This is a genomic window from Lishizhenia sp., from assembly GCF_033720595.1.
Classification (GTDB): domain Bacteria; phylum Bacteroidota; class Bacteroidia; order Flavobacteriales_D; family Crocinitomicaceae; genus Lishizhenia.
Genome location: NZ_JAWWCF010000095.1, coordinates 1 through 11,211, shown reverse-complemented (window position 1 = coordinate 11,211; position 11,211 = coordinate 1). Strand labels below are relative to the sequence as shown.

Below are 11,211 nucleotides of genomic sequence, written 5' to 3'. Positions count from 1 at the left end.
CAACAATGGCAAACGCATATTTTAAAGTACCAGAAGCGGTAAACGAGCCAGTTAACGCTTACGCACCGGGATGTGAAAAAAGAGCATCATTACTCAACAAATACAAAGAGATGTACAACCAATCTCCTATCGATGTACCAATGTACATTGGAGGTGAAGAGGTTAGAACAGATAATAAAAGATCAATGAACCCACCACATGACCACAAAAAGGTGTTGGGTCACTTCAACTACGGAGACAAATCTCACGTTGAAGCAGCTATCAATGCGGCTATGGCAGCTCGTCATGATTGGTCTGAATTACCTTGGGAACAACGTGCAAGCGTTTTCTTAAAGGCTGCTGATTTGATCGCAGGTCCTTACAGAGATGAGATCAACGCTGCAACCATGTTGGGTCAGTCTAAAAACGTAATGCAAACAGAAATCGATGCAGCTTGTGAGTTAGCTGATTTCTTACGTTTCAACGTAAAGTTCATGACAGACATGTACAAGGAGCAACCAATTAGTTCTCCTGGTATGTGGAACAGAACTGAATACAGAGCATTGGAAGGATTCGTATTCGCAATCACTCCATTTAACTTTACAGCCATTGCAGGTAACCTTTGTGCTGCTCCAGCATTAATGGGTAACGTTGTAGTTTGGAAACCAGCTGAAACTCAAATGTACTCTGCAGAGGTAATCATGAAAGTATTCAATGCAGCAGGAGTACCTGGAGGAGTAATCAACATGGTTACGGTTGACGGACCAGATGCAGGAGATGTTGTTTTCAAACACAAAGATTTCGCAGGATTACACTTTACAGGTTCTACTGGAGTTTTCCGTCACTTGTGGAAGGAAATCGGAATGAACATTGAAAAATACAGAACTTACCCACGTATCGTAGGTGAGACAGGTGGTAAAGACTTTATTGTAGCTCACAAATCTGCAGTTCCTAAGCAAGTTTCTACAGCTATCGCAAGAGGTGCTTTCGAATTCCAAGGACAAAAATGTTCTGCAGCTTCTAGAGTATATGTTCCAAATAACATTTGGGCGGATGTAAAAGAAGACTTATTAGCACAGATGAGCACGTTTAAAATGGGTTCTCCAGAAGATCCATCAAACTTCATCAATGCAGTAATCGATGAAAAAGCATTTGATAAAATTGCAGGTTACATCGACTACATCAAAGAACAAGGTGATGCTGAAATCATCGCTGGAGGAAATTACGACAAATCTGTTGGTTACTTTATTGAGCCAACTGTAGTAGTTACTACTAATCCTAACTTCCGTACTATGGAAGAAGAGATCTTTGGACCTGTTGTAACTATTTACGTTTACAATGCTGAAGAATTTGAAGCTACATTGAAATTAGTAGACGAAACTTCTGAGTACGCATTAACTGGATCTATTTTATCTCAAGACAGATATGCAATTAATACTGCAGTTAAAATGTTGCGTAATGCAGCAGGTAACTTCTACATCAATGACAAACCAACTGGAGCAGTTGTAGGTCAACAGCCATTTGGTGGAGCTAGAGGTTCTGGTACTAACGATAAAGCAGGTGCAGCAATGAACTTGATGCGTTGGATTTCTGCAAGAACAATTAAAGAAACTTTCGTTACTCCTGAGGATTACAAATACCCATTCTTAGGATAAGATAACTTCTTATAAAAAGAAAAAGCTACTTCAACTGAAGTAGCTTTTTTATTTCCTATCGCTTTTTAACATTCCGAACTCCAGGGTATCGGACCATTTATCACCCAGTGGCAAACATTCCCGTTTCCTTCCTTCTTGCACCATACCTACTTTTTCAAGAACTTTTTTCGAACGAATATTCTCTACTGCACACCCCGCCTCTATTCGATGTAAATTCAATTGATCAAAACCAAAATCGATCACCGCTTTCAAAGCCTCGGTAGCATAGCCTTTATTCCAATATTTTTTATGATACTTAAACCAAACCTCTGCGGATTGATAAACAGCTCTTCCCGTATTAACAGCGATCAAACCTATAAACTCATCGTCTTCGTTTAACACCGTTAGCGTTAACTTTCTGCCCTCCTCTTTTTCACTGCTCAACACCCACTCACACACAAGATCGCGCGTTTGCTTTATATTATCGGGGATACCTAGGGTATTGTACTCGTCTACAGCGGGACTAGAGTGCAAGGCATGCACATCGTTTAAATCTGATAACATAACAGATCTCAGGGTTAATCGCTCGGTATTTAGCTTTACTTTTCTCATCGTAGTTAAATTACGAAATACCAAGGAATTACCACCTTAATTACACATTGATTTTACAATTATTTTCATCCCGTCGATTTCCAACAAAAATCCCTACTCAGAACTCTAACACAAGTATTGATAAAAGTCAATCCATTTTTTTTCTCCATCTCTATGTATTACTTTTGCACTCTTATTTAAAACAAAATACATAGCATGCAACTGTGGAATAAATTAAGTAGGGAGGAACTTGTAGAAAAATTGAACGAGAGCGGATTTAAATTCGTAACAGTATCTTTCTACAAATACGCTCCTATTGAAAACGTACAAGTTTTTAGAGATCACCTTTTCCAAATGTGGTCTGAATTAGATGTAGTGGGAAGAACCTACGTAGCTCACGAAGGTATCAACGCCCAAATCTCTATTCCAATTCCTAATTTTGAGAGATTTAGAAATGAATTATACGCTATTTCATTTTTAGATGGTGTACGTCTAAACATCGCTGTAGATGAATCGGCAACAGAACACCCTTTCTTGAAATTAAAGATCAAGGTTCGTCCGAAAATTTTAGCAGACGGATTGAACGATGAAACATTCAACCCTTCAGATACGGGGAAACACTTAAAAGTTGAAGAGTTTAACGCATTGACGGATGATCCAGAAACGATCTTAATTGATATGCGTAATCACTATGAAACTGAAGTAGGTCATTTTAAAGGTGCAATCACTCCGGATGTGGATACATTTAGAGATTCATTACCTGTTATAGAAGAAGAAATTCTAAGAGGTAACGAAGATAAAAACATCGTAATGTACTGTACAGGTGGAATTCGTTGTGAAAAAGCATCGGCTTGGTTTAAGCACCAGGGGTATAAAAATGTTCACCAGTTAGAGGGTGGAATTATTAAATACGCCAACGATGCAAAAGATCAAGGATTGGAAAACAAATTCATCGGGAAGAACTTCGTATTCGACGAAAGAAGAGGTGAACGTATCTCTGATGATGTGATTGCCGTTTGTCACCAATGTGGTGAAGCATGTGATACGCACACAAACTGTGTAAACGATGCATGTCACTTACTATTTATCCAGTGTGATAGTTGTAAGGAAAAATATGAAAACTGTTGTTCTGAAGATTGTCAGGACGTAATTCACTTGCCTGAAGAAGAGCAAAAAGCTTTGCGTAAAGGAAAAGAGAATTCAAACAAAATATTCAAAAAAGGAAGATCTGAAAAACTGAAGTTCAAAGGATCTGCGTGCATGGATGCTTAAATACATCCTCTCCTTAAAAAAACAAAAAAGACCGTTTCAAAAATGAAACGGTCTTTTTTTTATTGCAGTATTTTCTTTGCTTATTGAGCAACCATTGGCTTCATTACATCAGCAGTAATTCTTAAAATCACTTGTTTTTCTGGCACATTTGCCGTTACCGTTACTGATTTATTTTGAGGACCAAACTGACCTGGTTTAGACTTGAAAGACACTTGTAACTCTCCTTCTTCTCCTGGTGCAATTGGCTCGGTAGGTTTCTTTGGTACCGTACATCCACATGATGCTTTAGCCTCTTCAATAACCAAAGGCTTGTCTCCAGTATTCATTACTTTAAACGTGTAAGAAACCTCCGTTTCAGGGTCCACTTTTCCAAAATCATGAATTCTTTCGTTAAAATCCATCGTTGTTTGGTTCGCCAACCTTTCTTGAGCTTCTTTTTCCTTTTGTTCTTTCAAACGTCTTTGATCTGCCGCAATTTCCTCTGGTGATCTTTCTGATGCTACTAATTTAGAAACAACTTCTCCTTCCTTTGGAGTAACATCTCCATCAATACTAGAAGAATTACATGCTGCTAAAGCACTTAACACAGTTAACCCTAAGATTACTTTTTTCATTTTTGTTTATTGTTTTGCGAGTTCAACGTTATTATAAATATCTCCGGCTAATATAGCTATTGCCTTATTTAAAATTTCATTCTTTTGATTATAAATCTTGTAAAAGGCATTATACCCCCACAAATTCTGAGCAATTGCCGCCTTTAAACGTATTTGCAGTAAAGCTTTACTGATATCGTAATCTTCTTGAATGAATTCTAAATCCTCATTTTCACCTACTACATAAGTAAAGAAGTTATCCATAAACTCTTCATTCAAATTAAAGTCAGCATCAAAGGCATCTACATCTTCATACTTTCTCTTTAGACTTTCTCTATTGGTGTTAACGTATTCCAGACAAAAAGAATTTATCACGCCAGACCTACTCAAGGCTCTGTAATAATCTGAGTATTCAGAAGTGTCTAAGGGCACGAAAACATCAGGCATAATTCCACCCCCACCATAAACCGTACGCTTCGTAATGAGTGTTGAATATTTCAATGAATCTGCAAGTTTAATAGAATCTTGGTTCATCATTTCACCGTGCATGTATCTTTCGTAATAATCGTTTTTGTAGGCCTCTAAATCGTCATAAGGTTTTTGAATAAAACGTCCCGAAGGGGTAAAGTATCGAGCGATTGTTAAACGTATCTGAGCTCCATCGTTCAACTCGATTGGACGTTGAACCAAACCTTTTCCGAAAGTTCTTCTTCCAACAATCAACCCTCTATCCCAGTCTTGTATAGCTCCTGAAACTATTTCACTGGCTGAAGCAGTTCCTTCATCCGTTAAAATTACTAAACGACCTTTTTCAAAATCTCCCTTCGTGTCGGCTACAAACTCTTGACGAGGCTGTGCTCTACCCTCAGAATACACAATTAGTTTATCGTCTTTTAAAAATTCATCAGCGATTAACTTAGCAGCGTACAATAGTCCACCACCATTACCTTGTAAATCCAATACCAAGTCCTTCATTCCTTCCTTCTTCAACTCCTCCAAGGCATCTTTAATTTCTTGACTTGAAGTCCTTGAAAAACTAGTCAACTTAATGTACCCTACTTTCTTAGACAACATATATTTGGCAACCACAGAGTTCACCGGTATATTATCTCTGGTAATGGTGAAATTGATCAACTTTTCATCGTCACCTCTCTTCACCTCTACTTTAACTTTTGTGTCTTTATCTCCCAACAAGCGATCTCTCACTCCCGCGTTTTGCAGACCTACACCAGCAACATTTTCACCATCAATAAAAATGATTTTATCACCTGCCTGAATTCCTACTTTTTCAGAAGGTCCTGTAGGTATAGGATTCACAACAATCAAGGTATCTTTTAGAATTTGAAATTGCACCCCGATACCCACAAAAGAACCATTAATACTTTGGTTGGCACTTTGTACTTTTTCTTTCGGAATGTATGTTGAGTGCGGATCGAGCTGTTCTAGCATATTTCGTATTGCATCATCGGCGATTTTATCTCCATCCACCTCTTCTACATAATACCTGTCAACATAGTTAAACACCTCTCCCAGCTTAACTGCATTTTGTTGTGTCGAATTTCCTTCTTGCGCAAAAGTAAATCCCGTTGTAAACAAGAAAGCTCCTGCTAATATTTTATATTTTATTTTCATCTTGATTTTTTATAATAGAATCCCCTACAAAAGGCATACCTAGCTAATTTAAAAAATGTTTGGAATAAATCAGGGTGTTTTAGAAGACCTTTCCCTTTTCCCAAATGTCATTCGAAATTTTAAACAGCGTTTTGTTAACGATATTGCCTTTACCGAGGTATTTTATGCCCTTGAAATCACTTATTTAGTAAATAATTAATGTTTACCTAAAAAAAATAGTGATGCGTAAGCTCCTTTTTACTCTTTTTCTCTTATTCACCAGTTTTGGTTATGCCCAAGATATACAACTCGATAAATTAGAAATGTATTATGATCAGGGACACTATAAAATTGTAAAAAGGAGAGCCGAACGCTTATTAGACAACCCCGAATACGATAATTCACTTGTTCCCGGTTACTACGTTGCCGTGAGCAGTATAGCATTGTTTCAAGACAAAAAATGGAAAAAGAGACATGAAGATGCTTTGGACAAATCCTTTTCTTACTTAATGGGGTTAAAAACCACTGACAAAGGAATAGACGTAATCGAAAGGCACATCTATGAATTGAGAAGCTTACAAAGAGATTTAACCGATTGGGCAAACGATTTGAAATTACAGAAAGAGGAGCAAACCTTTGAAAAAGTAAATCAATTCATCGAAAAATTCTATGCTTCAGGACAGTTAAATAACGATGCTGTTGAAGAACAACTTGAGGAAACAAATTCACAACTGAAAGACAGTTTACAGCCTGTTGAGGATTTAGATATTTCGGTTCAACAAAAGATTATTGCTGAAACTGCAAGAGAACAACTGGGCGTTCCTTATGCTTGGGCCGGTACAACTCCCAAAGGATTCGATTGTAGTGGTTACACGAGTTTCGTTTACAAACAAGTCAATATAGAACTTCCCCGCAGGGCTCAAGACCAACATTCTGTTGCAAAAAAAGTAAAAGCTAAAAATGTAGAAGTGGGTGATTTAGTATTCTTTAAAAAAGGAAGCAGTATTAATCACGTGGGAATAGTGATTTCTATGAATAATGGATCCATCCAAATGATACACGCGAGTTCAAGTATAGGTATTTCTATTGTTGATATATACGCTTCTAAATACTGGGAACAACGTCTCCATTCTTTTGGCCGTATGCTCTAAGCTCTTTTAGCGAAAGTCAAGCCAAGTGTTGCTACAGAAAACAAGCCCAACAATACTAACAACACATTGAAGTAAATAGCGCTGCTCAAAGGAAGTAAAAACCCAATACTCAAAGCGCTTCCTAAACAAAAGGTAAGCAGACCTACAAGGGTGTAAGCCTTACTTCCTTCTGCATTAAATATTTCTAATTTTTGTGCAATCCCAACCACAGCTGTAAGTTGAGCACTGGCCAAAATATAGGTCCAAGAATCCTCCATATCATTCCCCAACATCCATACGTAAACATACAAAACTAGGGGTAAAACTGCCATGGGATAAAAGATGAGTTTCCCTAACCACTTCCCAGCTCTATTTCCTACTAAAATATGCAAGGTATAGGTACTCAATGTCAATAGAGCAGTCAAAATAATGTAAGGTGTAAACCAAAGGAAAGATAAAGGCTTGATGGCGACTAAAATGAGTAAAGCCAACAATACGATAAGTGCTAAAAATGAAATTCTCAACAATATACTTTCCAATGAATTCATACTTATATTTCCTTGTTTAATTTGAGGGCGCAGATTACATTCCACAGGGCTCTAGCACCGACGTTAGCGTCCCAAGCATCATCCCCTACTTCACACAAATCAAATCCTATAATCTCTTTATTTGAACGTGCTAATGCGTAGAGTAAGTAGTTAATCTGTTCTAAATCAAAACCTCCTGGAACTGGAGTACCAGTGTTTGGACAAAGTGCTGGTTTTAAACCATCAATATCATAGGAGATATACACTTTATTGGGCAAACTCGCTATAATATCTTCCACCTGCTGCTTCCATGTTTTACCTTCAAAGTTTTCTTCCTTCAATTCCCAATCATAAAAACAACGAACACGGTTCGGGTTTGCTTCAATGATATCTACTTCAGATTGTGCTATATCTCTAATACCTACTTGTACCAACTTCTCAACATTCTCTATTTGGAGTGCATTGAACATGATACTGGCGTGTGATTGCTCAAAATTCTCATAAGCATCTCTCAAATCGGCATGGGCGTCAATTTGAAGAATTCCAAACTTGGTATGTTCTGCCAAAGCCTCTATTAACGCCAAAGGTGTAGAATGTTCACCTCCTATCACTCCCACCAATTTGTTTGCTTTCAAATCAGCAGCAATTTTGGCTTTATACTCTTCTTTCAACTTCGTTTGTATGGCATTCATTTCTTGAACGAGCGCCGTAAACTTCTCGCTATCTTCTAACTTCCCGCCTTCTTCCAAATAATCGATGTAAGCAGTAGTTTGTGAAGAAAGATCTTCATTTACACGTTCCCAACGTTCATCTATGGCTTCCCAAAATACTTTGGTGTTATATGCTTTTTTGACGTATGGGTTGTAAAAATCTAATTGTGTTGATTCGCGTAAGATAGCAGCCGGACCACCAGCTGTACCTCTACCATAGCTCGCAGTAGCATCCCAAGGAATGGGATATAAAACTATGTCCGCCTGAGCATGCGTAACGGGAAATCCGAAGATATTCCCGTTAGCAATTCCTACTCCATTTGGATCAAAACTTTTCTCCATCTTATTTTAAAAGATCCTTCACAAAATTAGGCAAGGCAAAGCTTGCAATGTGAAGTTCAGTATTGTAGTATCTTAATCCTTTCTCTTCTACAAATGCATCAGCTGCTGCTTGATCTGCAAAAGACTTCATATTTGTATCTCCTTTAATTCCGTATTGGAACGACCACATACCTGTAGGGTAAGTTGGAACATAGAATAAAGAAACAGGAGCTTTATCTGCACCAAATAAATCTCTCAACGTAGCATTTAACTCTGCAAATGCATTTTCATTGAACTTCGGAGACTCACCTTGAGCGATTAAAATTCCATTCTCATTCAGCGCATTGTAACAGTTTTGGTAGAATTCAACAGAGAACAATCCTTCTGCCGGACCAACAGGATCAGAACCATCAACTACCAATAAGTCGTAGGCTCCAGCTTCCGCTTGTTTCACGTATTCAATCCCATCACCAACAATCAATTCCAAACGTGGATCATCAAAGGCCGCTGCAATAGAAGGCAAGTGCTTCTTACAAGCTTCGATTACCTCTCCATCAATTTCAACCATGGTCACTTTCTCCACACCTTCGTGCTTCAAAATTTCTCTAACGGTACCACCGTCTCCACCACCAATTACCAATACATTTTTCACATTACCATGTGCGTTCATCGCAGGGTGTGAAATCATTTCGTGGTAATGGAATTCGTCATTTTCAGTGGTCATGAACATATCGTCCAACGTTAACAACTTACCATATTTCGGAGATTCCAAAATACGAACACGTTGATAAGGAGACTGAACGTCGTGGAAAACCTCACCTGTGTACTTCAAAGAAAGCGCTTGGTTTTCATCTTTATCCGTAAACCATACGTTTCTTGTGTACATCCCTGGGTTCACCCATTCATCCGCCTTTTGACGCATCGTAGAAATATCAAAGTCGTTACGCGTAAGTAAGTTTACCGAACCACGTTTCATTTCTAATGCCGAATAATTTTTGGCTTGAAAACAGTCTTTTAGGAAATCAAAAGAAATCCATGCGTCCATTTCTCCACACGTGAACAAATCAACCGCTGCATAACCATATTCTGGCCAGGTATGTATGGCCAGGTGACTTTCTTGAATCACCACCACCCCACTAACTCCATAAGGATTAAAGTGGTGGAAAGTTGAGTTAATAACAGTAGCTCCAGCTTTTTGCGCTGCACCTACCATGTCTCTTTCAATAGCAGAAACGTCGTTCATTATTTCAGGTGAACAACCCATGAATTCTACTAGAATGTGATTTCCTAATGCACTCATTTATATAAAAATTTGGGCGTAAATGTATGCCAATTTCAAATAGCTTTTTAAAACTATGAATATTTTTTTCAATCCAACGGTATAATTGTCGATTAATTCTTAAATTCAAAGCAAATAAGCATTGTAGAAACGCACATATATGTCTAGAAATCAGAAACTAATTGCACTAATTATTTTAATTCTTGTTGCCATAGCGGTATTGAGTTGGTTCTTCAGAAGATGGGGATTTGTAGGAGCTGGTATCGGTGGATTTATCCTGGGATACTTTTTAGGAAGAAAAAACAGCTAGTTTTCTATGCAAGGAGTACACAAAAAAAATGCACGACGCAGAAAATTAAATTACCAAAAATCCATTTTACAGGAAGAATTGGCGATTTATAATCGTCAAAAAGAAATTGTACCCATATTGGGAATACTTCTCGTTTTTGGTGTATTGTTTATTTTTCTCAACCTCAATTTTGCGATTAATTCCTCCACATCATCTGCCAATAAACTCGAAGATGGTTTTGAACTTGAAGTCACAACTCCGGGGGTCTATCAAATTGACATTAAAAACACCTTTAAACTGCTGTATGAAAAGGATGCTGAGCGTTTAAAAAGCGAAATCTTCATCAAACAGAACGATAAAAAATTATACCATTACTTCTTGGACCCTACAAGTGCTTCTGAAGCTAAATCTCAACGTATAAACTACTATTTCAGAGAAGCAGGGGTTTATCAGCTGCAATTTCGACATAGTCTGGTAAGTACCACAAGAAACGTAAATGAAGCTATAAAAGTAAATGAGGTTCGTTTTCAAAAACGTTCAGGTAACACTTCATTAATTTCATGGGGATCTCGTCTTTACCTGTTAGCTCTAATTATAATTTTATTGCTTAAAGATTACTTTGGCCCGGTTAAGAACTACGCTAAAATAATTAGGAACAAAGAGTACAACCTGAAGAAAAAAAGTGTGTATGTTGCCCTAACAACCTCTATCATTTGGTTGGGATTAGGTTATGCATTAGCGAGTACAGGTTACGGTTTTGCGGGGTATAAAAACGACATGCACGCCCCGGCTAAAAACCTTCAAATCGACAATAATTATTACATCAATTAATATGTTTGAAAAAATTATAAACTTCTTTAAAGGAGATAAAAAAGACCCTCAAGTAGATTTTAAAGTAAAAGATCTAAAAGTGGGATACATTTTAGAATACAACTTATCCACATGGATGGTCGAAAAAGAATACCATTACAATTGGGGAGAAGGATATGCGTCAAAAGAATGGTTAATCATGAACGGAAATGAAAAGGCCTTGCTTTTTTACGATGATTCTGAGGGAGAAGAAATCTCTATTTCTAAAGAAATCAATCTTCTTCAAGATTTAAACAGCGTTCGCGAAGAAATTATCACACAGGATATTCCTCGCAGGCAGTTTGCGTACCAAGGTAAGACATGGTCATTAACCTCTGAAAACCCTTGTTTATTTAGCGAAGTTGGAAAACCTGGCCAAGTAGAAATGGTAGTATGGGTATTCGATGATACCGATAAAGAGGAATT

Annotated in this window: 12 protein-coding genes; 6 read left to right on the top strand and 6 right to left on the bottom strand. The window is 37.7% G+C overall.

What is annotated here, in order from left to right:
* Positions 1-5 precede the first annotated feature (5 nt).
* The gene (pruA, locus tag R3333_RS08235; RefSeq protein WP_318958311.1) at positions 6-1,634 is read left to right on the top strand and encodes an L-glutamate gamma-semialdehyde dehydrogenase; all 1,629 of its coding nucleotides are present in this window, start codon (positions 6-8) and stop codon (positions 1,632-1,634) included.
* Between the two features lie 48 nt (positions 1,635-1,682).
* Here the strand turns inward: pruA and R3333_RS08230 are convergent, their stop codons facing one another.
* On the bottom strand, positions 1,683-2,225 hold the full coding sequence (locus tag R3333_RS08230; RefSeq protein WP_318958310.1) for a GNAT family N-acetyltransferase: 543 nt from the start codon (positions 2,223-2,225) through the stop codon (positions 1,683-1,685).
* A 195-nt stretch (positions 2,226-2,420) separates the two neighbouring features.
* Here R3333_RS08230 and R3333_RS08225 point away from each other — a divergent pair, with 195 nt between their 5' ends.
* Complete coding sequence (locus R3333_RS08225; RefSeq protein WP_318958309.1) at positions 2,421-3,476, top strand: rhodanese-related sulfurtransferase; 1,056 nt, start codon at positions 2,421-2,423, stop codon at positions 3,474-3,476.
* Positions 3,477-3,556: 80 nt separating this feature from the next.
* On the opposite strand, the gene R3333_RS08220 is transcribed toward R3333_RS08225, so the two are convergent.
* Together R3333_RS08220 and R3333_RS08215 are read right to left on the bottom strand one after the other, a co-directional pair.
* Positions 3,557-4,090 carry a DUF1573 domain-containing protein gene (locus tag R3333_RS08220; protein ID WP_318958308.1) on the bottom strand — a complete coding sequence of 178 codons (534 nt, stop codon included), beginning with the start codon at positions 4,088-4,090 and terminating at the stop codon, positions 3,557-3,559.
* A 6-nt stretch (positions 4,091-4,096) separates the two neighbouring features.
* Positions 4,097-5,701 (bottom strand): S41 family peptidase, encoded by a 1,605-nt coding sequence (locus R3333_RS08215; protein ID WP_318958307.1) that lies wholly within the window; start codon positions 5,699-5,701, stop codon positions 4,097-4,099.
* 221 nt (positions 5,702-5,922) lie between these two features.
* Here R3333_RS08215 and R3333_RS08210 point away from each other — a divergent pair, with 221 nt between their 5' ends.
* Complete coding sequence (locus tag R3333_RS08210) at positions 5,923-6,831, top strand: C40 family peptidase (RefSeq protein ID WP_318958306.1); 909 nt, start codon at positions 5,923-5,925, stop codon at positions 6,829-6,831.
* Here the strand turns inward: R3333_RS08210 and R3333_RS08205 are convergent.
* From R3333_RS08205 to speE, 3 genes are read right to left on the bottom strand one after another with little or no spacing between them, the layout of a single operon-like run.
* Entirely contained in the window at positions 6,828-7,358 is a 531-nt protein-coding gene (locus tag R3333_RS08205; RefSeq protein ID WP_318958305.1) for a hypothetical protein, read from the bottom strand. The two genes, R3333_RS08210 and R3333_RS08205, sit on opposite strands and share 4 nt — an antisense overlap.
* A 2-nt stretch (positions 7,359-7,360) precedes the next feature.
* The gene (locus R3333_RS08200; RefSeq protein WP_318958304.1) at positions 7,361-8,389 is read right to left on the bottom strand and encodes an agmatinase family protein; all 1,029 of its coding nucleotides are present in this window, start codon (positions 8,387-8,389) and stop codon (positions 7,361-7,363) included.
* 1 nt (position 8,390) lies between these two features.
* Positions 8,391-9,668: a polyamine aminopropyltransferase gene (gene speE, locus R3333_RS08195; protein WP_318958303.1), complete on the bottom strand. Its 1,278-nt coding sequence runs from the start codon at positions 9,666-9,668 to the stop codon at positions 8,391-8,393.
* 139 nt (positions 9,669-9,807) lie between these two features.
* Here speE and R3333_RS08190 point away from each other — a divergent pair, with 139 nt between their 5' ends.
* The 3 genes from R3333_RS08190 to R3333_RS08180 form a co-directional block, all read left to right on the top strand.
* Positions 9,808-9,957 (top strand): hypothetical protein, encoded by a 150-nt coding sequence (locus tag R3333_RS08190; protein WP_318958302.1) that lies wholly within the window; start codon positions 9,808-9,810, stop codon positions 9,955-9,957.
* A gap of 6 nt (positions 9,958-9,963) precedes the next feature.
* Positions 9,964-10,767 carry a hypothetical protein gene (locus R3333_RS08185; RefSeq protein WP_318958301.1) on the top strand — a complete coding sequence of 268 codons (804 nt, stop codon included), beginning with the start codon at positions 9,964-9,966 and terminating at the stop codon, positions 10,765-10,767.
* Between the two features lies 1 nt (position 10,768).
* The coding region (locus R3333_RS08180; RefSeq protein ID WP_318958300.1) for a DUF4178 domain-containing protein at positions 10,769-11,211 on the top strand (443 nt) is incomplete at its 3' end.

What these genes read in the sequence shown, in the direction of transcription:
- R3333_RS08230 (WP_318958310.1), bottom strand. Translation starts at nt 2,225, where the DNA reads ATGAGAAAAGTAAAGCTAAATACCGAGCGATTAACCCTGAGATCTGTT.
- R3333_RS08190 (WP_318958302.1), top strand. Translation starts at nt 9,808, where the DNA reads ATGTCTAGAAATCAGAAACTAATTGCACTAATTATTTTAATTCTTGTT.
- R3333_RS08225 (WP_318958309.1), top strand. Translation starts at nt 2,421, where the DNA reads ATGCAACTGTGGAATAAATTAAGTAGGGAGGAACTTGTAGAAAAATTG.
- R3333_RS08205 (WP_318958305.1), bottom strand. Translation starts at nt 7,358, where the DNA reads ATGAATTCATTGGAAAGTATATTGTTGAGAATTTCATTTTTAGCACTT.
- speE (WP_318958303.1), bottom strand. Translation starts at nt 9,668, where the DNA reads ATGAGTGCATTAGGAAATCACATTCTAGTAGAATTCATGGGTTGTTCA.
- R3333_RS08220 (WP_318958308.1), bottom strand. Translation starts at nt 4,090, where the DNA reads ATGAAAAAAGTAATCTTAGGGTTAACTGTGTTAAGTGCTTTAGCAGCA.
- R3333_RS08210 (WP_318958306.1), top strand. Translation starts at nt 5,923, where the DNA reads ATGCGTAAGCTCCTTTTTACTCTTTTTCTCTTATTCACCAGTTTTGGT.
- R3333_RS08200 (WP_318958304.1), bottom strand. Translation starts at nt 8,389, where the DNA reads ATGGAGAAAAGTTTTGATCCAAATGGAGTAGGAATTGCTAACGGGAAT.
- R3333_RS08185 (WP_318958301.1), top strand. Translation starts at nt 9,964, where the DNA reads ATGCAAGGAGTACACAAAAAAAATGCACGACGCAGAAAATTAAATTAC.
- R3333_RS08215 (WP_318958307.1), bottom strand. Translation starts at nt 5,701, where the DNA reads ATGAAAATAAAATATAAAATATTAGCAGGAGCTTTCTTGTTTACAACG.
- pruA (WP_318958311.1), top strand. Translation starts at nt 6, where the DNA reads ATGGCAAACGCATATTTTAAAGTACCAGAAGCGGTAAACGAGCCAGTT.